19 protein-coding genes are annotated in these 23,202 nt (G+C 67.6%); 4 read left to right on the top strand and 15 right to left on the bottom strand.

Translation table 11 applies throughout. The features are described 5' to 3' along the window. Nucleotides 1-31: 31 nt before the first annotated feature. From hydA to ACNA0R_RS13635, 3 genes are all read right to left on the bottom strand, one after another. Nucleotides 32-1,504, bottom strand: a complete 1,473-nt coding sequence (gene hydA, locus ACNA0R_RS13645) for a dihydropyrimidinase (protein WP_415826549.1) — start codon at nt 1,502-1,504, stop codon at nt 32-34. Between the two features lie 31 nt (nt 1,505-1,535). Further along, nucleotides 1,536-2,459, bottom strand: a complete 924-nt coding sequence (locus tag ACNA0R_RS13640; protein WP_415826548.1) for a dihydrodipicolinate synthase family protein — start codon at nt 2,457-2,459, stop codon at nt 1,536-1,538. Nucleotides 2,460-2,560: 101 nt separating this feature from the next. Further along, on the bottom strand, nt 2,561-3,517 hold the full coding sequence (locus ACNA0R_RS13635) for a LysR substrate-binding domain-containing protein (RefSeq protein ID WP_415826547.1): 957 nt from the start codon (nt 3,515-3,517) through the stop codon (nt 2,561-2,563). 150 nt (nt 3,518-3,667) lie between these two features. Between ACNA0R_RS13635 and ACNA0R_RS13630 the strand changes: the two genes are divergently transcribed. Then, complete coding sequence (locus ACNA0R_RS13630; protein ID WP_415826546.1) at nt 3,668-4,348, top strand: aspartate/glutamate racemase family protein; 681 nt, start codon at nt 3,668-3,670, stop codon at nt 4,346-4,348. A gap of 2 nt (nt 4,349-4,350) precedes the next feature. Then, a complete protein-coding gene (locus ACNA0R_RS13625; protein WP_415826545.1) occupies nt 4,351-5,757 on the top strand; it encodes an FAD-binding oxidoreductase in 1,407 nt (468 codons plus the stop codon). Nucleotides 5,758-5,832: 75 nt separating this feature from the next. Here the strand turns inward: ACNA0R_RS13625 and ACNA0R_RS13620 are convergent, their stop codons facing one another. From ACNA0R_RS13620 to ACNA0R_RS13590, 7 genes are all read right to left on the bottom strand, one after another. Next, on the bottom strand, nt 5,833-7,356 hold the full coding sequence (locus tag ACNA0R_RS13620; RefSeq protein WP_415826544.1) for an amidase: 1,524 nt from the start codon (nt 7,354-7,356) through the stop codon (nt 5,833-5,835). A gap of 4 nt (nt 7,357-7,360) precedes the next feature. Beyond that, nucleotides 7,361-8,374 (bottom strand): ABC transporter ATP-binding protein, encoded by a 1,014-nt coding sequence (locus ACNA0R_RS13615; RefSeq protein ID WP_415826543.1) that lies wholly within the window; start codon nt 8,372-8,374, stop codon nt 7,361-7,363. Beyond that, nucleotides 8,371-9,390 carry an ABC transporter ATP-binding protein gene (locus ACNA0R_RS13610; protein ID WP_415826542.1) on the bottom strand — a complete coding sequence of 340 codons (1,020 nt, stop codon included), beginning with the start codon at nt 9,388-9,390 and terminating at the stop codon, nt 8,371-8,373. Before ACNA0R_RS13610 ends, ACNA0R_RS13615 begins: the two co-directional genes overlap by 4 nt. Before the next feature lie 15 nt (nt 9,391-9,405). Then, nucleotides 9,406-10,326 carry an ABC transporter permease gene (locus tag ACNA0R_RS13605; protein WP_415826757.1) on the bottom strand — a complete coding sequence of 307 codons (921 nt, stop codon included), beginning with the start codon at nt 10,324-10,326 and terminating at the stop codon, nt 9,406-9,408. Nucleotides 10,327-10,415: 89 nt separating this feature from the next. After that, a complete protein-coding gene (locus tag ACNA0R_RS13600) occupies nt 10,416-11,351 on the bottom strand; it encodes an ABC transporter permease (RefSeq protein WP_415826541.1) in 936 nt (311 codons plus the stop codon). A 94-nt stretch (nt 11,352-11,445) separates the two neighbouring features. Beyond that, nucleotides 11,446-13,023: an ABC transporter substrate-binding protein gene (locus ACNA0R_RS13595; protein ID WP_415826540.1), complete on the bottom strand. Its 1,578-nt coding sequence runs from the start codon at nt 13,021-13,023 to the stop codon at nt 11,446-11,448. Between the two features lie 55 nt (nt 13,024-13,078). Next, a complete protein-coding gene (locus ACNA0R_RS13590) occupies nt 13,079-14,518 on the bottom strand; it encodes a M81 family metallopeptidase (protein ID WP_415826539.1) in 1,440 nt (479 codons plus the stop codon). A gap of 342 nt (nt 14,519-14,860) precedes the next feature. Between ACNA0R_RS13590 and ACNA0R_RS13585 the strand changes: the two genes are divergently transcribed. Then, the gene (locus ACNA0R_RS13585; protein WP_415826538.1) at nt 14,861-16,321 is read left to right on the top strand and encodes an N-acyl-D-amino-acid deacylase family protein; all 1,461 of its coding nucleotides are present in this window, start codon (nt 14,861-14,863) and stop codon (nt 16,319-16,321) included. A 233-nt stretch (nt 16,322-16,554) separates the two neighbouring features. Continuing rightward, complete coding sequence (locus tag ACNA0R_RS13580) at nt 16,555-16,788, top strand: DUF3820 family protein (RefSeq protein ID WP_415826537.1); 234 nt, start codon at nt 16,555-16,557, stop codon at nt 16,786-16,788. A 17-nt stretch (nt 16,789-16,805) separates the two neighbouring features. Here ACNA0R_RS13580 and ACNA0R_RS13575 read toward each other — a convergent pair whose 3' ends face one another. The 5 genes from ACNA0R_RS13575 to ACNA0R_RS13555 all read right to left on the bottom strand — a co-directional run bounded on the left by ACNA0R_RS13575 (nt 16,806) and on the right by ACNA0R_RS13555 (nt 22,953). Beyond that, on the bottom strand, nt 16,806-17,636 hold the full coding sequence (locus tag ACNA0R_RS13575) for an amidohydrolase family protein (protein WP_415826536.1): 831 nt from the start codon (nt 17,634-17,636) through the stop codon (nt 16,806-16,808). A gap of 74 nt (nt 17,637-17,710) precedes the next feature. Then, nucleotides 17,711-18,706 carry an NAD(P)-dependent oxidoreductase gene (locus ACNA0R_RS13570; RefSeq protein WP_415826535.1) on the bottom strand — a complete coding sequence of 332 codons (996 nt, stop codon included), beginning with the start codon at nt 18,704-18,706 and terminating at the stop codon, nt 17,711-17,713. Beyond that, nucleotides 18,703-19,896 (bottom strand): LacI family DNA-binding transcriptional regulator, encoded by a 1,194-nt coding sequence (locus ACNA0R_RS13565; RefSeq protein ID WP_415826534.1) that lies wholly within the window; start codon nt 19,894-19,896, stop codon nt 18,703-18,705. Before ACNA0R_RS13565 ends, ACNA0R_RS13570 begins: the two co-directional genes overlap by 4 nt. Before the next feature lie 8 nt (nt 19,897-19,904). Further along, on the bottom strand, nt 19,905-21,803 hold the full coding sequence (locus ACNA0R_RS13560) for a TRAP transporter large permease (protein WP_415826756.1): 1,899 nt from the start codon (nt 21,801-21,803) through the stop codon (nt 19,905-19,907). 70 nt (nt 21,804-21,873) lie between these two features. Beyond that, nucleotides 21,874-22,953 (bottom strand): TRAP transporter substrate-binding protein, encoded by a 1,080-nt coding sequence (locus ACNA0R_RS13555; RefSeq protein ID WP_415826533.1) that lies wholly within the window; start codon nt 22,951-22,953, stop codon nt 21,874-21,876. Nucleotides 22,954-23,202: the final 249 nt, after the last annotated feature.

Genomic DNA, 23,202 nt, shown 5'->3' with positions numbered 1-23,202 from the left:
GAAGGGCGCGGCGGAAAAAAATCTGGCGCTCTCAGACGCCCTGGGAGAAGACCTTGCGCATGATGCTGTTGGGGTTGCCGTTCAGACGCTGGCGCAGCACGGGTTCCGGCGTGCCGCGCTTCAGGAACTGGCCGCTGCCGCGTTCCACCCGCAGGCTGCCGTCGCGTATCACGACGCGGCCGCGGCTGGTGACGATCTCGGGCCAGCCGCGCACCGTGCGGCCTTCATAAGGCGTGTAGCCCACCTGGTCGTGCAGCATGCCGGCGCTGATGCGCACTTCGCGTTCGGGATTCCACACCGCGATGTCGGCGTCGGCGCCCACCGCGATGGTCCCCTTGCGCGGATGCAGGCCGTAGGTGCGGGCATGGTTGGTGGAGGTCACCTCGACGAAGCGCTCTACGGTCATCCGGCCCGTCAGCACCCCTTCGGAGAACAGCAGCGGCATGCGCAGCTCCAGCCCCGGCACGCCGTTGGCCATGTCCTTGAAGGTGGTCTGGTCGCCCTTGGGCAGTTTGCCGCTGGCGTCGAAGCGATAGGGGGCGTGGTCGGACGAATACATCTGCAGCGTGCCGTCCAGCAGGCCGGCCCACACCGCCTGCTGCGAGGCGGCGTCGCGCGGCGGCGGGCTGCAGCAGTACTTGGCCCCTTCCAGGCCATCGCGGTCCAGGTCGTCCTGCGTCAGGAACAGGTACTGCGGGCAGCTTTCCGCCAGGATCGGCAGGCCCAGGGACTGCGAGGAATGAATCACCCGCACCGCTTCCAGTCCTGCCACGTGCACGATCAGCAAAGGCACGTCCATCAGCCGCGCCAGGGCGACGGCGCGATTCGTGGCCTCGCTTTCCGCGATCGGGTCGTGCGCCACCGCGTGGTATTTGGGCGCGGTCATGCCGCGCTCCACCAGCCGGCGGGCGATCCAGCGGATCATGTCGTTGTTCTCGGCATGCACCATCACCAGCGCGCCTTCGCGGTCGGCCACTTCCAGCACGTCCAGCAGCTGGTAGTCGTCCAGCTTCAGGCGGTCATAGGTCATATAGACCTTGAACGAGCTGACGCCGTCGCGGATCAACCGTGGCAGATCGTGCTTGAGCGCCTGTTCCGTGGGATCCGACAGGATCAGGTGAAAGCCGTAGTCGATGACGGCCTTTTCAGCGGCGCGTCGATGATAGTCGGCGACCACGTCCGGAATGGCGTTGCCGCGGTGCTGCGCGGCGAAGGGAATGATGGTGGTGGTGCCGCCGAAGGCGGCCGATACCGTGGCGCTGTAGAAGTCGTCCGCGCACATGACACCCATGCCCGACAGCTGTTCGACGTGGCAATGGCTGTCGATGCCGCCGGGCAGCACCCAGCGGCCGCTGGCGTCGATGTCCTCGCGGCCCGGCGCCAGGTTTTGCGCGACGGCGGCAATGATGCCGCCGCGGATGCCGATGTCCGCGTGAAAAGTCTCGGATGCCGTGCTGACGCGGCCATTGCGTATGGTCAGATCGAATTCGCCGGACGCAGCCATGGGGTGATTCCTCGTTCGTGATGCAAGGGGTTCATGCGATGCGCTGGGCGCCGGCGACGTCCAGCGACAGGCCGACGCGCCGCACCGTGGCTTCCAGTTCGGCGGCGGTGACGGGGTCCATGCGCATGCCGGGCGCGCGCAGGGCATTGCTGCGGATGGCGCCGCGGCGCTGGTAGATGTATTTGCGCAGCGCCAGCCCGATCTTGGGCTGGAATTCGTAGCGGATCAGGGGGCAGTAGCGGTCGAAGATGGCGGCGGCGCCGGCTTCGTCGCCCGCCGCGTGTTTCTCATAGATCGCCGCCAGGATTTCCGGGAAGGCGAAGCCGGTCATGGTGCCCGCGGCGCCGCGTTGCAGTTCTTCCAGGAAATACACGCCGCCCAGGCCGCCGAAAATCTTCATCGGCGCGTCGCCGCACAGTTCGCGGATGCGCGTGATCTTCTGGCCGACCGGCGGTTCTTCCATCTTGATGGCATGCACACCGCCTTCGCGCGCCAGCCGCGCCACGACCTCGGGGCGGATCTCGGTGCCGAAGGAGTCGGGGAAATCGTGAATGACCACCGGGATGTCGACGGCTTCGGCGACGGCCTTGTAGTAGTCGAACAGCACGGCGTCGCTGGCGTTGTCCAGCGGCGCCGCGAACACGGCGGCCGCGCCCAGCTCCTGCGCCTCGCGCGCCTGCTCGATGGCGCCGGCGATGCCCAGGCCGCGCACGCCTACCCACACCGGAACACGGCCATTGGCGTGATCGACGAAGGTCTTCAGCACCAGCCGGCGTTCCGCGGCCGACAGTTTGTGCAGTTCACCCAGGAAACCGAGTATCGCCAGGCCCTTGATGCCGGTGGGCAACAGGAAGTCCACCAGGCTGCGGATGCTGTCGGTGTCGACTTGCAGTGCATCGTCGAACGGCGTCGGGCAGATGGTGAAAACGCCATGGGCGTCGGGTGCGGCGGTCATTTCGTCTCCAGGTCGGTCGATTGCCCGGCCAGTCGCGCCGGGCATGGATGACCATCCTAAAGGCAGTCCCGCAGAACTCCACTTGTTTTTTTATTGGCGTCCTATAACACGCCGTTAATTTCGGGTTTGCCCGGATGCCAGGGCTTGTTGGCGGGACCCAGCTCGAATCCCTGGTTGCGCATGGTCTTGCGCAGGGTGTCGACGAAGGCCTGGGCCAGCTGGGACAGCGGCTCGAAGCGCGACTGCAGCAGGCTGGCTGTCAGCACCTTGGATTGGGCGATGGGCCGCACCACGAACTCGCCGGACGTCCGGCTGCGCACGGAAAACTCGTCGACGATGGCGATGCCGGCGCCGGCCTGCACCAGCGAGCAGGCGTTCTGCGGCGAGCTCACTTCCACCGCCAGCCGGCGCGGTTCGCCGGCTTCCTGGTACATCTGCTCGACCAGGGCGCCGAAGGGTGTGTCGACGCCATAGGAGATCAACGGATAGGGCAGCAGGTCCTGGATGGTCAGCATGGACCGGTGCGCCAGCGGATGGTTGTAGGGACAGATGCAGACCAGCCGCGCTTCGCCTATGGGCTGGGCGACCAGGTTGGGGTGCTGGGCCGGCAGGATCACGACGCCGATCTCCGCCCGGTTGTCCAGCAGCATCTGGGTCAGCGGGCGAAACGACAGGGCCTGGAAAGTGACCTTGACATCTTCGTGCTCGGCCCGGAACGCCGAGATCGCCAGCGGAATCAGCATGTGGCCGATGCTGGGGCTGGAGACGACGTGCAGGATGCCGCTGCGGCGTTCGGCCAGTTCACCCGCCAGCTCGCCGACGCGGCGCACGCCGGCATAGACCGTTTCCACTTCGCGGAACAGTTGCCGCGCCTCCGGCGTGGGGTACAGGCGTCCCTTGATGCGCTCGAACAGACTGAAGCCCAGGCGCTGCTCGGTATGCGCCAGCAGGCGGCTGACGGCCGGCTGCGACACGAACAGCAGCTTGGCCGCGCCGCTGATCGAGCCGGTGGTCATGACGGCGCGGAATACTTCGATCTGCCTGAGATTGAGCAACATGGCGTTAAGGGTGGTGGAAGGACGGCGGCGCCGCGCGCCATAACAACATGTTAAGCGGGGCCGACAAAATGACAATGCAGCCTGTCCCGGGCGCGCTGATAGACTCAATCCGGGGAGCCCCCAGCCTAGGCCCGTCGCGCGAGGAAAACCATGGAAAGGACGCTGTACGTCATCAACCCGAATTCTACCCAGGCGGTCACCGACGCTTTCGATGCCGGCCTGGCGCCCCTGCGCGTGCCCGGCGGACCGCGCATCGAATGTCTGACCTTGCGTGAAGGCCCGCCCGGCATCCAGACGCAGCTGGACGTGGAGAGCGTCACCCTGCCGTTGGTGCGCATGGTGCAGGGGCTGGACCGCGAGCATGGCGCCGCCGCGGCCGGCTACGTGATCGCCTGTTTCAGCGATCCGGGACTGCACGCGGTGCGGGAGGCGACGTCCAAGCCCGTGCTGGGCATCAGCGAATGCGGCGTGCTGACGGCGATGACGCAGGGCCAGCGGGTCGGCGTCATCGCCATCCTGCGGCAGTCGATCCCGCGTCACGGCCGCATGTTCGGCGCCATGGGGGTCGCAGGCCGTATCGCGGCGGAATTGCCGCTGGGTCTGGGCGTGGTGGAGCTGGCGGACGCGGACCGCACGCGCGCACGGCTGGCGGACGTGGGGCGGCAGTTGCGCGACACGCATCAGGCCGACGTCATCGTGCTGGGCTGCGCCGGCATGGCGGCCTACCGCGAGTGGCTGCAGGCCGAGCTGGGCCTGCCGGTGGTCGAGCCGACCCAGGCCGCCACCGGCATGGCGATCGCCCGCATACTGCTCGATTCCGCGGCACGCTAGGCATGGAGAGCGAACTGATCCGCCGCCTGGCCCATGTGGTGGGCGACGACGGCCTGGTGTTGGACGAAGCGGCGCAGGCGCCCTATGTGGAAGACTGGCTGCGCAAGTGGCGCGGCCGCACGCCGGTGGTGGTCAGGCCGCGCAATACCACCGAGGTCGCCGCGGTCATGCGCCTGTGCCGCCAGAGCGGCACGCCGGTGGTGCCGCAGGGCGGCAATACGGGCATGAGCGGCGGCGCGGCGCCGGACGACAGCGGCGCGCAGGTCATCCTCAGCCTGAATCGCATGAAGCGCATCCGCGAGGTGGATCCGGTCAACAATACGATCACGGTGGACGCCGGGGTGCTGCTGGCCGAGGTGCAGAACGCCGCGCGTGACGCGGACCGCTACTTTCCCCTGAGCCTGGGCGCGGAGGGCAGCTGCACGATAGGCGGCAACCTGGCGACCAACGCCGGCGGCACGGCGGTCCTGCGCTATGGAAACACGCGCGATCTCGCGCTGGGCCTGGAGGTGGTGCTGCCGGACGGCCGCGTATGGAGCGGCCTGCGCGGGCTGCGCAAGGACAACACCGGATATGACTTGCGGGGGCTGTTCATTGGCTCCGAAGGGACGCTGGGCATCATCACCGGCGCGGTGCTGAAGCTTTATCCGCGGCCGCTGGGACGCGCGACGGCGTGGATAGGCGCCGGGTCGCCCGACGCGGTGGTGTCCCTATTGTCGCGGCTGCAGACGCGCTGCGGCGAGCGCCTGACGGCGTTCGAGATGATGTCGGCCTGCTGCGTGAAGCTGGTGTGCGACCACGTCAGCGGGGCGGCCTGCCCCTTGGCGGGCGAGCATCCCTATTACGCGCTGATCGAGCTGTCGGACGCGGCGCCGGAAGGGCTGGCGGAGCTGCTGGCGCAGTCGCTGGCGGGGGCGCTCGACGATGGACTGATCGCCGATGCGGCGATCGCCACGAACGAGTCCCAGGCCAAGGCCATGTGGCGCTTGCGCGAAGGGATTTCGCAGGCCCAGGTGCGGGCGGGCAAGGCGGTCAAGCACGATATCGCCTTGCCGATCTCACGCCTGGCCGCGTTCATCCAGGAGGCCGATGCCGCGGTGTCGGAGGAGTTTCCGGGACTGCCCATCGTCAACTTCGGGCATGTGGGAGATGGCAACCTCCACTACAACGTGCTGCTGCCGCTGGACGTGGCGCATGACGAGTACCAGCGATTGACGGCGGGCTTGAACCGCTGCGTGCATGACCTGGTGGTGCAGCGCGAGGGCAGCATCAGCGCCGAGCATGGCGTCGGGCGGCTGCGGCGCGATGAGTTGCGGCGCTACAAGTCCACGGTGGAGATGGACCTGATGCTGATGATCAAGCGGGCCCTGGATCCGGACCAATTGATGAATCCGGGGAAGCTGCTGTAGGCGGCGGCCGCGGTATGACTTCCGCGCGGGCTCGCCGGGACCGCACGGTTGCCGGTTGTCCAGCCCGGCGTCTTGCTAATCCAGCGTGGGAAATACGATCGGCTCGCGCGCTTGCTCGAAGGCATGGGCCAGGGCCAGCAGGCGCGCTTCGTCATGCGGCGCGCCCATGAACGAGATTCCCACCGGCACGCCGGCGCGCGCCATGCCGGCCGGTACGCTGATTTCCGGCAGGCCGGCGGCGCTGGCGATGTACAGACCCGCGTATGCGTTGCCGGGATAGGCGACATAGCCGGGATCCTGGCGGTCGTAGCGCGGCGATGCGGGGCAGGACAGCGTCGGGAATATCATGGCGGCCAGATTGTCGTCGTGGCAGCTCTGCACGATGGCGGCGCGATAGCCGGCCAAGGCGGCTTCGTCCTGGGCGCGCCGCGCGGCTGTCCGCGTGCGTGCCTGTTCCAATGCCCGGCGCATGCCCGCCAGCGTGCGCGGATTCACTTCCCGATCGGGGCGGGCCGCGGACCAGGTTTCGGCCGCCGCCAGCAATTGCGCCATATCGCGCGGACCGCCGCCTATGCCGGCGGCCAGATAGGCATCGAGCTGCGCGGGCCACTCCGCCTCGGCCAGGGGCGCCAACAGCTCGGGATAGATCGTCCGCAGGTAGGCTGATTCGGAAGCCGCGGGCACGGAAGGTGGGGCGGGCAGCGTCAAAGGCACCAGCGTGGCGCCGAGGCCGCGCAGCAGCGCTTGCGCGTCCTGCATGATGGCGCGCACCTCATCGTCCTGGCCGGGATAATCGACCAGCACACCGATGCGGGTTCCACGCGCGGCGGCGGACCCCGCGCGCAAGGCGTCCGTGTAGACCGCACCATCGGTAACCGAAGCCGCGCCCGCCAACACGCCGAGCAGCAGCGCCGCATCCCGCACGCAGCGGGCCATCGGCCCCACGGTGTCGAAGGACAAGGCCAGCGGCAGCACGCCGTCCACCGGCACCAGACCCTGCGTCGGCCGCAGGCCGGCCAGTCCCGTGACGCAGGCCGGCGCGCGCACGGACCCGAAGCTGTCCGTACCCAGCGCGGCCGCCGCGAAACCCGCCGCCACCGCGGCGGCGCTGCCGCTGCTGGAGCCCGCCGCATTGCGCGCGAGGTTCCACGGGTTCAAGGTCAGCCCGCCCAGCGAGCTATAGCCATAGCGGCCGTTGGAGCAGGCCAGCTCCGACATATTCGCCTTGCCGAGCACGATGGCGCCGGCATCCCGCAAGCGGCGCACGACCTCCGCATCGCGCGCGGGCCGATGATGTGTCAGCGCCGCGCAGCCGGCCGTGGTCGGCAGACCCAGCACATCGATATTGTCCTTGACGACGATGGGTATGCCATGCAGCGGGCCTCGCACGAATCCGGCGGCGCGTTCGCGGTCCAGCCGCAGCGCACGATCCCGCGCGTCGGGCAGCAGCGCCGTCATGGCGTTGATGCCCGCGCCACCTTGGTCGTGCGCGGCGATACGCGCCAGGAAAGCGTCGACCACCCGCGCGGCCGTCGTCGCGCCGGCATCCAGCGCGGCGCTCAACCGGGATAGAGAAAGCGTGGTGGGATCCCGCACCATGCATTCACCGGAAGTGGCAGGCCACCAGCTGGGTCGCGCCGGATCCGCCGTCGGGCACCGGCCGCGGCGTCAGCGCCGGCCGTTCGCGCCTGCAGATGTCCTGCGCCAGCGGACAGCGCGTATGGAAGCGGCAGCCGCTGGGCGGATTGGCCGGGCTGGGCGGATCGCCGCGCAACAGCTTGCGCTGGCTGCGCACATGGGGATTCGGCACGGGCACCGCCGATAGCAGGATCTCGGTGTAGGGATGACGCGGCTGCGCGAACAGCGTGTCGCGGTCCGCCAGCTCCACCACCTGCCCCAGATACATGACGGCGACGCGATGGCTGATGTGCCGCACCACGGCCAGGTCGTGCGCGACGAAGAGATAGGCGATGCCGAATTCCGCCTGCAGGTCCGTCAGCAGATTGATGACCTGCGCCTGCACCGACACGTCCAGCGCCGACACCGGCTCGTCGCAGACGATCAGCTTGGGACGCAGCGCCAGGGCGCGCGCGATGCCCAGCCTTTGCCGCTGGCCGCCGGAGAACTCGTGCGGAAACTTCTTCATGGCTTCCGGACGCAGGCCCACCTTGGAGAACAGCCATGCCACGCGTTCCTCGCGCTCGCGCGCCGCGTGGCCCGGGATGCCGCTGAAATTGCGCATGGGTTCGGCCACGATGGCGCCGGCCTTCATGCGCGGATTCAGCGATGCATAGGGGTCCTGGAAAATGATCTGCATATCGCGCCGGCGCTCGCGCATTTGCGCGATGTCCAGCCGGGCGATGTCCTCGCCGTCCAGCTTCACCGAGCCGGATGTCGGCTCGATCAGCCGCAGGATGGACTTGCCGGTGGTGGTCTTGCCGCAGCCCGACTCGCCCACCAGCGCCAGGGTCTCGCCGCGCGCCAGGTCGAAGGACACGCCGTCCACCGCCTGCACGGTGGGGCGCTTGCGCCCCAGCCAGCTCGATGAGCCGGGGTAATGCTTGACCAGGTCGCGGACCTGCAGCAGCGGCATGTCCGTCGTATTCGCAGTGCTCATGCCGTCGCTCCTTCCATGACGGTGGCTTCGACCTGTTCCGCATGGAAACAGGCCACCACGTGATCGCCGCCCAACGACCGCAAGGCCGGCGTTTCGCGGTGGCAGCGTTCGGTGGCGTAGGCGCAGCGCGGGGCGAAGCTGCAGCCCACGCCCAGCTGGGTCGGCGGCGGCACCATGCCGGGGATCTCGGTCAGGCGGCCCGCGTGGTTCATCGCCGGCATGGAAGCCATCAGCGCCCGCGTATAGGGATGCAGCGGGCGATCGAACAGCTCGGCCACCGGCGCTTCCTCCACCTTGCGGCCGGCATACATCACCACCACGCGATGGCAGCATTCCGCCACCACGCCCAGATCGTGCGTGATCATGACGATGCCCATGCCGAACTTTTCCTGCAAGCCGCGCAGCAGCTCCAGGATCTGCGCCTGGATGGTGACGTCCAGCGCCGTGGTGGGCTCGTCGGCGATCAGCACTTCCGGATTGCACGACAGGGCCAGCGCGATCATCACGCGCTGCCGCATGCCGCCGGACAACTGGTGCGGGTATTCGTTGACGCGCCGTTCCGGTTCGGCGATCTGCACCAGCCGCAGCATGTCGATGGCGCGCGCCATTGCCTCGCGGCGGCCCACCTTCTGGTGCAGCACGACGGTCTCGGCGATTTGCCGACCGACCGTCAGCACCGGATTCAGCGAGGTCATCGGCTCCTGGAAGATCATGGATATCCGGTTGCCGCGAATCGCGCGCATCTGCTTTTCGCTCAGGTCCAGCAGGTTGGTGCCGCGGTAGCGCACCGCGCCGCCGGCGAAACGCGCGGGCGGCATGGACAGCAGCCGCATGATGGAAAGCGCGGTCACGCTCTTGCCGCAGCCGGATTCCCCGACCACGCCCAGCGTCTGGCCGGCGCGCACCTGATAGGACACGCCGTTGACGGATTTCACCGTACCGGCCACCGTATCGAACCAGGTCGAAAGATTGTCCACGTCCAGCAGGACCGGCGCGGACGACGTTTGTTCGGTCATGTCGCTGCCATTCCTTTACAGTTGGTTCGCCAGGCGCGGGTCCAGCGCATCGCGCAACCCGTCGCCGACCATGTTGATCGCCAGCACCGTCAGGGCCAGCAGCGTGCCGGGATACAGGATGACGGTGAACGCCACCGCCACGAAGTTGCGGCCTTCGGCCATCATGTTGCCCCAGCTGGGTACCTGCGCCGGCACGCCCACGCCCAGAAAGGACAGTACGGCTTCGGTCAGCACCGCCGTGGCGGCGATGAAGGTGGCCTGCACCACCAGCGGCGTCACGATGTTGGGCAGGACGTGGCGCAGCAGGATCACCGGCAGCCGCGTGCCGATGGCGTGCGCGGCTTCGACGAACAATTGTTCGCGCAGGGTCAGCGCGAGCGAGCGCACCAGCCGCACCACGCGCGGCACTTGCGGAATGGTGATGGCCAGGATGACCGTGGACAGGCTGGCGCGTATCACGGCCATCAGGGCGATCGCCAGCAGGATGTCGGGGATGGCCATCATGCCGTCCATGACGCGCATGATGATGGCATCGGCCCAGCGTATGAAGCCCGCCATCAGGCCCAGCAGCACGCCCAGCGCGGTGGCCAGCGCCGCCACGGAAATGGCCACGATCAGCGACACGCGGCCACCCCACACGGCGCGGCTGAATACATCGCGGCCCAGCGCATCGGTGCCGAACCAGTGTTCCGCCGACGGCGGCTTCAGGCGCTGCAGCGGATTGATGGCGGTGGGGTTGTGCGTGGCGATCCAGGGCGCCGCCAGCGCCAGCGCGGCCACGGCGATCAGCAGCGCGATACCCAGGATCAGCGTCGGATGCTTGCGCAGCCAGCGCCAGCGCAGCGAGGGCGGCGGCTCGATGGCGGCGGCCGCCACCGCGGCATCCGCGCCGGATGGCAGGTTCGCCGACGTGATCAACCCGGCGCCGCCGGCCATGGCCGGCGGGCTCGACAGCCCTGGATCCGGCGCGCCGGCCGGACGGGTCGTGGAAATGTTTTCGGACATGGCGTGTTCCCGGAACCGCTTCAATAGCGTATGCGTGGATCGAACAAGCGATAGCTCAGATCGATCAGCAGATTGATCAGCACGTAGACGCCGGCCGACAGCAGCAGCACGCTCTGGATCACCGGATAGTCGTGATGCTGCACCGAGTCGATCACCAGCCGGCCTATGCCGGGAATCGCGAAGACGGTCTCGGTCACCACCACGCCGCCGATCAGCAGCGCGATGCCCACGCCCACGGTGGTGGCGATGGGGATCGCGGCATTACGCAGCGCATGGCCCAGCACCGGCAGCACGCCCAATCCCTTGGCGCGCGCCGTGCGGATGTAGTCTTCGTGCAGGACTTCCAGCACGGTGGCCCGCGTCATGCGCGTGATCAGCGCGATGTACACCAGCGCCAGGTTCACACAGGGCAGGATCAGGCTGCGCAGCCAGGGCCACGGGCCGCTGGCCAGGCGCGTATAGCCTTGCACCGGCAGCCAGTGCAGTTGCACCGCGAAGCCGTAGATCAGCAGATAGCCGACCAGGAAGACCGGCACCGAAAACGCCAGCACGGCGAACACCATCACCAGCCGGTCTATCCAGGTCCCGGCCTTGTACGCGGCCAGCACGCCCAGCGGGATCGCCACGACGATGGACAGCCCCATGGTCAGTAGCGCGATCGACAGCGTGGGCTCCAGGCGTTGCGCCAGCAGGCGGGTGACGGGCACCTGCGTGAACAGCGAGGTGCCCAGATCGCCGCGCAGCAGCCTGCCGGCCCACAGGAAGAATTGCTGCCACAGCGGCTGGTCCAGCCCCAGCGCCACGTGCAGGCGCTGGATGTCCTCCGCCGTGGCCAGGTCGCCGGCGATCAGCGCCGCCGGATCGCCGGGCGACAGGTGTATGAGCAGGAAGACGATGACCGCCACCACCGCCATGACGGGCAGGGTGGCGAGTATGCGCCGTATCACATAAGCCATGAAAACTCCTGGCGTTGATCGCCATGTCGGCGGCGCGGCATCGCGTCCGGCNNGCGCCNCGCGCGCCAGGCGCGATNCCGCGCCGGTGCCTGCCTTATTTGTCCAGCACCCACACGTTCGGCAAGCCCCACAGCAGGTCGCTGTGCTTGACCGCCTTGCGCACCGCGTGCACGCGGTTGTACTGGCCCACGGCGATGTAGGGGATGGCCTCGTAGGCGCGTTCCTGGAACTTGTCCAGCAGCTGCTTGCGCTGCGCCGGATCGGTGGCGGCGATCCACTGCGCGCGCAGCTCGTCCAGCGGCTTGTCGCAAGGCCAGCCCGGCAGGCTGTTGCCGCAGGCCGCGCCCAGGTAGGTGTTGTTGATCGGCGAGTTCACGTTGTAATCGGCCGCGGAAGACATATAGATGCTCCAGCCGCCCTTATCCACCGGGTTCTTGCTGGCGCGGCGCGCGGTTTCCGTGGCCCAGTCCATGGACTGGATATCCAGGTTCATGCCCAGGTCCTGCATGGCCTGGATCGCCACCAGCGTGGCGGAGTTCAGGTAGGCCACATCGGTGGGCAGCAGCACGGCGATTTTTTCGCCCTTGTAGCCCGATTCCGCCAGCAGCTTCTTGGCCAGCGTCATATCCACCTTGCGATAGGGCTCGGCGCCGGCGCTGGTGTCGTTGGGGCTGCCGCAGATGAAATACGTCGCGCAGTAGGCCATGCGCATATCCGCGGGATAGCCCATGGCGGTCACGAACTTTTCCTGATCGATGGCATGGCGCAGCGCCTGGCGGGCCTGCACCTTGTCGAAGGGCGGATTCAGGAAGTTCATGATGATGTAGGCCTGCGACTTGCCGGTCACGCCGACGTGGATATCGCTGTCGCCGCGCAGGGTCTCGATATAGTCGGGCGGCACTTCCTCGATCATGTCGACTTCGCTGTTCTTCAGCGCGGCGATGGCGCTGTTGGAGTCCGGCAGGATGGCCCATTCCACGCGATCGACGTGGGAAGTCTTGTTGCCGGCCAGGCCGGACGGCGCATCCTTGCGGCCGACGTAAGCGGGATTGCGCACGAACACCAGCTTGTTGCCGGGCACCCATTCGTCGCGCTTGAACAGATAGGGCCCGGATCCCACCACTTCGTTCAGCGGCGCGGTATCCGGCATCTTGGCCAGCCGTTCCGGAATGATAAAGGCGGGATAGCTGGCGACCTTGGCGAGTCCGTCCAGCACGGGGCCGAAGGGTTGGTCCAGCGTCAGCGTAAACGTCTTGTCGTCGGCCGCGGCCCATTTGCCGCCGGCCGCCACCATGGCGCGGCCGATGTTGTCGCGCTTTTCCCAGCGCTGCAGCGACGCCACCACGTCGGCCGACCGGACCGGATTGCCGTCGCTGAATTTCAAGCCGTCGCGCAGGGTGAAGGTCCAGGACTTGCCGTCGGGCGAGGTCTTGTAGCTGTCCACCATCTGCGGCTGCGGATTGCCCTTGGCATCCGGCGCGAACAGCGTGTCGTACACCATGAAACCGAAATTGCGGGTGATGTAGGCCGTCGTGAAGAAGGGGTCCAGCACCTTCAGGTCGGCGTAGGGCACCAGCCGCAAGGTCTTGCCGTCCGCGTGAGCGGGGGCCCCGGACAGGCAGGCAAGCGCCATGGAAAAGGCGGCGAGCGCGGTATGGATGCGGCGTTTCATGGGACAGCTCCGTTAGCGATGGCTGGGAAAGAATGCGAGCGTACCGCCGTGCGCCTTACAGCGGCCACTTCGGCATGCGGATTTTCTTGTAGGTCAGGGTCTTCCAGTCGGGCGTGGCCACGCCGGGCGCGCCGACGTAGATCACATGTTTGGCGACCTTGGAAAACGAGGCATGGAAATGCTGCGCGGATTTCACCACCACGATCTTGCGCGCCGTCAAATCGCAGCCGAGCTGGGTGAACAAATCCGTGTTCATGGCCTGGTTGCGGTTGGACACCAGCACGATCTGGACGCCGCCGGCCTGCACCAGGGCGCAATCGCCCATGGGCGTGGGGCTGCCCGTCAGGCCGGTCATGGTCATATTCCGGCGCAGCGCAAGCACCGTACAGTCGGCATCCACCGGCGCGCCGGACAGCGGGCCGATCTTGCCGCCCAGGCGCATGGGCAGGGTCGCGCCTTCCCCCGCGTCGAAGGCGATGCGCACCGCCATCGGGTCCCACAAAGGGCCGAGCGCGGCGTTCTGGATACCGCGCTCCAGCAGGCGGCGCAATACATAGGTCGAATCGCCGGGAGCGCCGCTGCCGGGGTTGTCCGCGCGGTCGGCCAGCACCACCGGCGCGCCATCGAAGGCCAGCGCTTCGTCGAGGGCCTGGTCCACCGTGCGGTAGTGCACCAGCAACTGCTCGCGCTTGCTGATCAGTTCGTCGGCCAGCTGGCGCGCCAGGCTGTCCGCGCGCGCCTGGTCGCCGTCCGTATAGACCAGCACCTTGGCGCCCATCTCCGGTACGTCGCCGGTGGCGAAGCCCATGGAAAACGATAGCGACAACACGCCGTCCTTGCCTTCCATGGCGCGCAGCTTGTTGACGAAACCCAGCGCCGGTTCGCGCGTGGTGTGCATCGGCACCACCATCTGGCAATCCACCAGCGCCGCCACGGGCCGGGTCCGGCCCAGGGCCTTGTCGGCGCACAGGTCGAACAGCTGTTCGGCGCAATGCACGATGTCGGTGTGCGGATATTCCTTGTACAGCACCACCACGTCGGCGCTTTGCACCATCAGCGGGGTCAGGTGCGCGTGCGGGTCCAGTTCGGTGCCGATGACGACGTCCGGGCCGACGATGGCGCGCACGCGGGCCAGCAGGTCGCCTTCGCAATCGTCATAGCCGTCGGCCACCATGGCGCCGTGCAGGCCCAGCAGCACGATGTCGACGGGCAGGGCCGCGCGCAGGTCCGCCAGGATTTCCTCGCGCAGGGTTTCGTAGGCGGAGCGGGTAGTGATGCCGCTGGGCTGGGCGGTCGTGACCAGACCTTCCTTCAGCGTCCATCCCAGTCGCGGGCAGCGTTGGCGGGCGACCCATAGCGGGGCGCCCTGCGACGTCGGCATGTCGGGATGCGTGCCGGCCGGATAGTATTCCCGGCCCCGGAACGAATCGATGCTGGTCGGCAGGGGCGCGAAGGTATTGGTTTCGGTGCCGAGGCCGGCGCTGAAAATACGCATGGTATGAGGGTCCCCTTGGACGTGGCATCTGGGGCGCATCATGCCGTTTGCCCGGCCCGGGGTACAAATAGCAATTCCGGCACAGGGCATAACCATAGGTTATGCAACGCTATATCTATTAGGGTAAACGCGTACGATTTGCCACGGGGAAAGCGCATGTCGAGGGGGTGGCATACCTAAAGGTTATGCAGTGATGCCCCTTTTGCATTGGCCGGACGGCGTCCGGCGGCGCACAATGCTGCCGTGCCGTTGCCGGCGCCACGCAGTCCGCGCGCCGTCGCCCGGTGACGGACGGCGAGGCCGCCCGCGCCGGCGTATCAACTTACGAAGGATCGCCACCCTATGAACCCGCAGCAGCCCTATGACCTGATATTGCAAGGCGGCGACGTCGTCGACGGCACGGGCGCGCCGCGCCGGCGCGCCGACGTCGGCGTGCGCGGCGGCCGCATCGCCGATGTCGGCGATCTGGCCGCCGCGGCCGCGACGCGTCGCATCGATGTGACCGGCCTGGTGGTGGCCCCCGGCTTCATCGACAGCCACGCGCACGACGATCGCGCGGTGCTGGATATGCCGGACATGCTGCCCAAGGTATCGCAAGGCGTCACCACCGTGATCAATGGCAACTGCGGCATCAGCCTGGCGCCGCTGCGCGGCGGCGAAACGCTGGTGCCGCCGCTGAACCTGCTGGGTCGCGGCGACGCTTACGGCAGCTTTGCCGAGTACCGCCGGGCGATCGACGCGACCGCGCCGGCGGTGAACGTGGCGGCGATGGTGGGACATTCCACTTTGCGCGTGATGCGCATGGGCGACGTCACGCGGCCGGCCACCGCGGCGGAGATCGCCGCCATGCGCGACGACGTCGAGCAGGCGCTGGACGAGGGCGCGCTGGGCGTCTCCACGGGTACCTTCTACCCGCCGGCCGCCGCGGCGCCGGAACAGGAAATCATCGCGGTCTGCGAGCCCATGTCCCGGCTCGGCGGCATCTATGCCACGCATATGCGCGACGAGGGCGATCGGGTCATGGAGGCGATCGAGGAAAGCCTGCGCATAGGCGCCGCGCTGAATGTGCCCGTCGTGATCTCGCACCACAAACTGGTGGGCAAGCATAACCACGGACGATCGGTGCAGACCCTGGCGCGCATCGGCGAGGCGGCGCGAGCCCAGGCGGTCTGCCTGGATTGCTACCCCTACGATGCGTCGTCCACCATCCTGCGGCCGGAACGGGTGGAGATCTGCGATCGCACCATGATCACCTGGTCCGAGCCGCATCCGGAAGCGGCGGGCCGTTATCTGGAAGATCTGGCGCGGGAGTGGGGCTGCGGCGCGCGCGAAGCGGCGGAGCGTTTGCTGCCGGCCGGCGCGGTCTACTTCATCATGGACGATGGCGACGTGCGCCGCATCCTGCGGTATCCGGACACGATGATAGGCTCGGACGGCCTGTCCAGCGAAGGCCGTCCGCATCCGCGGCTATGGGGCACTTTCCCTCGCGTACTGGGGCACTACGGACGCAGGCTGGGGTTGTTTCCGCTGGAAAACGCCGTCCATCGCATGACGGGGCTGACCGCCATGCGGCTGGGCCTGCGCGATCGCGGCCGTATCGATGCGGGCTGCCATGCCGATCTCGCGGTATTCGATCCGGACACCATCATCGACAACGCCACCTTCGACGCGCCGACCGAAGCGTGCACGGGCATGCGCCACGTATTCGTCGCCGGTATCGCCACCTGGCAGGACGGCGCCGCCACCGGCGCCCGTCCCGGACGCTTCATCGCTGATCGTCCCTCACTGTCAATTCGCGATTAGTTGAACTTGGAGCGCGGCGCCCGTCGAGGAGGACGCGCGGTCTGCACGACATGAGTCAGATCATCTGCATGACCGATAGGCTGAGCGGTCAACGCCGCCGGGTCAGCGTTCTCGTACTGCGTGGGCGGACGATTATCCGGACTTAACCGGGACAGTAGGAGGCTGGTCGTGCTGACGCGGATCGTGCGGCGCACGACCGCATACAATCACCGGCCGTCGTTCGATACCGCGCCATGAACCCCGAAGATCTCAAGCTGCTGGTCACCTGGACCATGCCTTTCGGCAAATACAAGGGCCGCCTGCTGGCGGACCTGCCGGGGCATTATCTGACCTGGTTCGCGCGCGAGGGGTTTCCGCCGGGGCGCTTGGGGCAGTTGCTGGGGCTCATGCACGAACTGGACCACAATGGGCTGAAGCCTTTGCTGGACCCCTTGCGGGAAGGCGGGGCGCCGAAGCGGCCCGGGTGATCCGCGTGGCGGCCAGCTCAGAACCCGTACAGCCGCGCGGGATTGTCCACCAGTATCTTGCGCCGGACCGCTTCGTCCGGCGCCCAGCGTGCCAGCAAGTCCAGCATGTCCGCATTGTCGGGCGCGTCGGCGCGGCCGGGATGCGGATAGTTGCTGGCCCACAGGCAGCGATCCGGCCTGGCGGCCGCCAGGCCGGCGGCCAGCGCGCCTACGTCGTCATAGTGCGGCGGTCCGGATTTCGATGTTTCGTAGGGCGCGGATAGCTTGACCCAGACGTGGCCGCGGTCCAGCAGGCGCAGCAAGGCGCGGAAGCCGGGATCCGACGGCGCGACCGGCGTCAGGTACTTGCCGTTGTGGTCGATGCTGAGCTGGCAGGGCAGGGCGGCCAGCCTTTCCTCGTAGCGTGGCAGCTCACGGCCGTCCAGTTGCAGATTGATCACCCAGCCCAGTCCGGCGATGCGTTCGGCCATGGGTTCCAGGTCGTCCCATTGCATGACGCCGCCGCTATTGGGAATCATCATGAAGCGCACGCCGCGCACGCCGGCCTCGTGCAGCGTCCGCAGTTCGCCGGCGGGCGTATTCACGGGCAGCGTGGCGATCATCCGCGCCGATCCTTGCGCGAGGTTCAGTGCTTCCAGCGCGCAGCGGTTGTCGAAACCGTAGCCGGTGGCCTGCACGATGACCGCGCGTTGCAGGCCCAGGGCCTGGCGGACCCGCAGGTAGTCGCTCCAGGAGGCCTGCGGCGGGCCGAAGGTGGCGGTAGGCGCGAGCGGATAGCGCTGCAGCTCGTAGATATGGATGTGGCAATCGCAGGCGCCGGCCGGCGCTTTGAGCAGCGGTGTTTTCATTTGTTGTCTCGTCCTGACCCGGTGGTGTTGTTCAAAGCTGCCGTCCCGTCGCGCCTCTGTCCCAACGAGGGCGGTCAACGGCGCAGGCGGCCCAGGCGTGTGGCCCGCGCCGCGTTGACCGCATGCGGCGGCACGGCGCCCGTGACGATGGCGCGCACCTGCGCCACCGTGTCCATCGCCTGATGCTCCGCCGCCTGCGGCGTCAGGCCGCCGACGTGCGGCGTCGCGATGACGCGTGGGTGGGCGGCCAGCCAGGACGAAGGCATCTGGTCTTGCGCGCGCCCGACGTCCAGCGCGCAGCCGGCGATGACGCCCTGGTCGAGCGCGTCGCGCAGCGCGTCCTCATCGACCAGTTCGCCGCGCGACGCGTTGATGAATATCGCATCGCGCTTCATGCGCGCGTAGGCATCGCGGCCCATCAGGTTCGCCGTTTCCGGCAGCGCGGGCGCCAGGCACACGACGTAGTCGGATTGCGCCAGCAGGGTATCCAGGTCCACCTGGCGCATGCCGTCTTGCAAGGCCTGCGGTTGCGGATCCTGGACCAGCACCCGCATGTCCAGCGCATGGGTAATGCGCGCCAGGTAGCTGCCGATATGGCCGTGCCCGATGATGCCCACGGTCGCGCCGCGCAGTTCGCGGCCCATGATGACCGGCGCCGCTTGCCCGCTCCAGTAGGCGGCCGCCGCGCGGCTGATGTGCCGGCTGGCGTCGATCATGACGCCGACGATCCATTCCGATACCGAGGCGTCGAAGCCAGGCGTGGCGCGCGTGACCAGCACGCCATGGCGATCGGCGGCGTCCACGTCGATGTTGCGGATGTCCACGGCGACGCGGCAGAAGGCGACCAGATCGGGCAGGGCGTCGAACACGGCGGCCGGCGCCGCGGCCAGGCGGCTGGACACGATGATGTGGCAGCCCTGCGCCAATCGGATCAAGTCCTCCGGCGTGGTGGGATCGGCGCCGGGATTCAGGCGCACGTCGCCCAGCTCGCGCAGGGCGCGCAGTGCGCGGTCGCCGTAGTAATTGGCCAGGGCCTGCGGGGAGTGCGTCAACAATATGGTCGGGGTCATGCGGATGTTTTCCTTGGGGACCGCGCGCGCGGGCGCGGAGAAACTGCGGCCGGCGTCCCGGCGGCCGGCGCTCCGGCGGCCCGCGGTTCGCTGGCCCGCGATCCGGACGCCGGTGGTTTCGCGGCACGGGATCTTGCCGTCGATCCGGCGACGGCAGGCGGCGGCGCCACGGACTGCCGTTCGACCAGCCGCGGCTGGAACAGCACTTCGCGCGCGGGTAGCGCGGGCTGGGCCAGCCGTTCGACGACCATGGCCACCATGGCCCGCGCCATATCGGCGCTGGGCATCTCCACCGTGGTCAGCGGCGGATTGGCGTAGGCCGTCATGACCAGATTGTCCATGCCGACCACCGACACATCGCCGGGCACCGACAGCCCGGCGCGATGCAGCCCGGCCATCAAGCCCAGCGCCATCATGTCGTTGATGGCGATGATGCCGGTGGGACGCGACTTCATCGACGCGATGCGGCTGGCCATGGCATAGCCCTCATCCGCCAGGTTGGAATCGCCATAGCCCGGCCGCGTGGCGCCTTCCAGCACCTGCGCGTGCCCGGCCAGTCCGGCCTCCCGCGCGGCCTGCAGAAAGCCCTGGCGCTTGAGCGTGCGGCTGACCGTCTTGACGTCCGGCGTCACCAGCGCCAGGCGCTGGTGGCCATGCGCGACCAGATGCCGGACCGCCAGGCGCGACGCCAGCATATTGTCCGGCGATACGTGGTCGATCCGCGACCGCGTATCGCCGTCGCCGCCGCGGTCGTAGCTGACCACCGCCAGGCCGCGCGCTATCGCGGCTTCCAGATGATCCTCGTCGGTGCGCGACGACGCCAGGATGACGCCGCGCACACCGAGCGAAATCAGATCGTCGAAGGTGCGCGATTCCTGCTGCCGGTCGCGGTGCGTATTGCCCAGCAATACGCGGAAGCCGTGGCCGTCGCGCGCGGCGGCCTCCACGTGGACCGCGAGTTCGCCGAACATGGGATTGGCGGTGGACGGCACCAGCAGCCCGATCAACGGCGCATAGCCCGTCTTCAGCTGGCGCGCCACCAGATTGGGCCGGTAGTTCAATTCCCGGATGGCGTCCTGCACCCGCTGAAAGGTATCGCGGCTGAGACGGTCCGTGCGGCCGTTCAGTACGTTGGACACCGAGCTTACCGACACGCCCGCCAGCGCGGCCACATCCTGGATCGTCGTCATTGCCTCTCTCAAGCCATGTTCATCATGCGTGGCACCCACAGACTGATCGCGGGCACGAAAATCAGCACTATAAGCATGATCACCAGCAGGATCAGGTATTTGACCATCGGCCGCGATACCTGCTCGACGCGCGTGCCCGTCATCGCGCAGGTGGCGAACAGGCCCAGGCCGAAGGGCGGGCTGAACAGTCCCAGGCCCATGGCGATCACCACGACCGTGCCGAAGTGCAGGGGATTCACGCCCACCTGCTGCGCGATCGGCGTCAGCAGCGGTCCGAAAATGATCAGCGCCGGCGCGCCTTCCAGGATGGCGCCGAACACCACCATCAGCGCCGCCGACACCAGGATGAATGCCGTGCTGCCGTAGTCGTGCGCCAGATGCGTCATGGTGTCGGACAGGAAGCTGGGCAGCTGCTGCACCGTGAGCGCGAACGCCACGCTGGACGCGGCGGCGATGATGAACAGGATGCCGCCGGCCATGGACGCCGCGCGCACGAACAGCGCCACGACGGCGCGCGGCGTCAGCTCGCGGAAGGCCAGGGCGCCGGCGATCAGCGCGTACACCACCGCGAAGGCGGATACCTCCGTCGACGTGGCCACGCCCGACGTCACGCCCTTGCCTATCATGCCCACCATCACCAGCGCGATGAAGGCGCCGCCCAGCAGCTGCGGCCAGGGCATGCGCACGGGGAAGGCCCGCATGGGATCGACCTTTTTGCCGAACCAGATCGCCATGGCCGACAGGCCGGTGGCCAGCACCGCCGCCGGCACCAGCCCGGCCAGGAACAAGCCGCCGATGGAGATGTTGGCGACGAAGCCCATGATGATCAGGTTTACGCAAGGCGGTATCGTTTCCGCCATCACGGCCGAAGACGCCAGCACCGCCGCGGTTTCGTTGACGTCCTGTTCCGTACGCCGCACCGCCGGCACTACGATGCCGCCCACCGCGGCGATATCGGCCAGCTTGGATCCCGATACGCCTGAGAAGAAAGCCGTCGCCAGGATGGATATCAGGTTCATCGAACCGCGCACCCGGCCGAACATACGCACCAGCAGCTCGATCAAGCGCGTCGACATGCCGTTGGACTCCATGATCAGGCCGGCCAGCACGAAGAAGGGGATCGCCAGCAGCACGAAGTGATCCATTCCCGCCATCACCTGCTGCGAATAAATGATCAGCGGCAGCGACGGATCGGCCAGGAAATACACCAGCGAAGACAGCGCCAGCACAAAGGCGATGGGAACGCCCGCGACCAGGCTGAAAAGGAAAGCCAGGGTCAGCAGCAGCCATGGACGTATGACCCAGGCCTCGGGCATATGGCCATTCCACGCCCAGACCGCCACGCACAGGCCGATGGCGCCGGCCAGCGTGCCGTAGACCGCGCGGCGCGGTCCGCACAAGGCATTGGCGATGCCGACCACCGTCATGAACAGCGCGCCCACGAAGACCGGCAGCACGCTGAGCCACTGCGGGGTGCCGATGGGCGTGGTGACGTTCACCGAATCCTGCAGCAGTTCCCACGACGAATAGCACAGCGCGGCGGACGTTCCCGCCACCGCCCAGCCGCCCAGCTGCACGGCGGGATCGCGCCAGGACCGCGGCAGCAGCCCGCGGAACACGTCGATGCCCACATGCTGGCGGCGCGCCAGCACGGTGGCGCCGCCCAGGAACACCAGGGTCACCATCAGGCCGCGCGCCGCTTCCTCCGCCCAGTCCACAGGACTGTGCAGGAAGTAGCGCAGGATGACCGAGACGAAGACGACGGCCACGTCCACCGCCAGTACCAGTCCGCAGAAGTGTTCGATGATGCTGCAGATGCGCGCCAGCCAGCGCGATTGCGTCCCGCTGCCTTGCGCGGCGGTGTGGGCCGCCGCCGTGCCGGCCCCTGCCAGTACATGTGCGTTCATGCTGTCCTCCAGCCTGACCCGCGGCCGCATCGCGGCCTGGTCGCTGCTGCGTTCCAGATTCATCCGGCGCTCAGGCGCGCGACTTATTGATGATGTCCAGCATCGGCTTGGTGACCGGGTACTGCGAGGTCACGCTGGGCCATAGCTTTTCTTCCATGGCCTGGCGCAGCTGTTGGCGCTCGCCGGGATCCATGGGATGGAACTTGATGCCCAGTTTCTCCAGCTCGGCCAGCGCCTGTTTGCCCTTGCTGCCGGCGACCTGGCGCTGGTAAAGCGATGCTTCTTCCGCCGCCTTCAGGAAGGCGGGCTGCAGGTCGGCCGGTACCTTGCCCAGGCCGCGCTTGCCGATCGCCGTGATCGAGGGGCTGAACAGATGATTGGTCAGCCAGCAGTTGCTGACGACTTCATTGAACTTGCTGGACAGCACCGTCGCGGCGTCATGCTCGAAGCCATCCACCACGCCGGTCTGCACGGCGGTGTAGAGCTCGTTGATGGGAATGGGCGTCGGTATGGCCCCCATCAGCTTGAAGGTCTCCACGAAGATGGGCGTGGGCAGGACGCGCAGCTTGACGCTCTTCAGGTCGCTGTCGTGCTCCACCACTTTTTTCGTATAGACGCTGCGCGCGTTGAAATGGTTGCCCCAGCCGATGAAGGTGCAGCCGGTGCGCGATTGCAGCAGCTTGTTGAACTGTTCGCCCACGCCGGCGTCGACGGACTTGTTGACGTGTTCCCAGCTGTCGAACACGAAGCCCATGTCCAGCAGCGCCAGCTCCGGCAGCGCCGTCGCCCAGATCGAGCTGCCGGTGATCATCATGTCGATGGATCCCAGGCGGACCTGCTGAACTACGTCCGACTCCTTGCCCAACTGGCCGTTGGGAAAGATGTCGACGCGGATGCGGTCGCCGACCGACTGCTTCAGGTCGGCGGCGAAGCGCTCATACCAGATGTACTGGGCGGATTGCTGGTCGGCGGGCTGGGATATCGAGCAGCGCAGGGATACGGCGGCGGGGGCCGCCAGCAGGCCGGGGGCGGCAACGGCGGCCGCGGCGCCGGCGGCGGATTTCAGGAAGCCGCGGCGCGACAGGACGGGCCGCGGGGCGGCAATGCCGGCGCCGGCCGCCGGCAAGCGTGGAAATGCTTGCGATTTCATGGGGTTGTCTCCGATTTATAGGTGTAGGTATAACGATTTACTAAATCGTTCTACGCATCCTAGGTGTTTTGCCGTTTCTTTACAATAGGGGCCCCCCACAGGCTGGCAGGGACGCGCGCCGCCACAGGCGCCGCCTGGGAAATTTCCCACGACGTAATGCGCAGGCTTCGCGCGTTCCTTTCCTTTCTCGCGCGGAGCGTCATTTCATGAAAATTCGACGCCCTCACGGCGATACTGCGGCGCAGCAGT

This window comes from Bordetella sputigena, assembly GCF_965137885.1.
In the GTDB taxonomy this organism is placed as follows: domain Bacteria; phylum Pseudomonadota; class Gammaproteobacteria; order Burkholderiales; family Burkholderiaceae_B; genus Bordetella_C; species Bordetella_C sputigena.
Note: the sequence above shows the minus strand (reverse complement) of the source record. Positions and strands in the feature narration are given on the sequence as shown.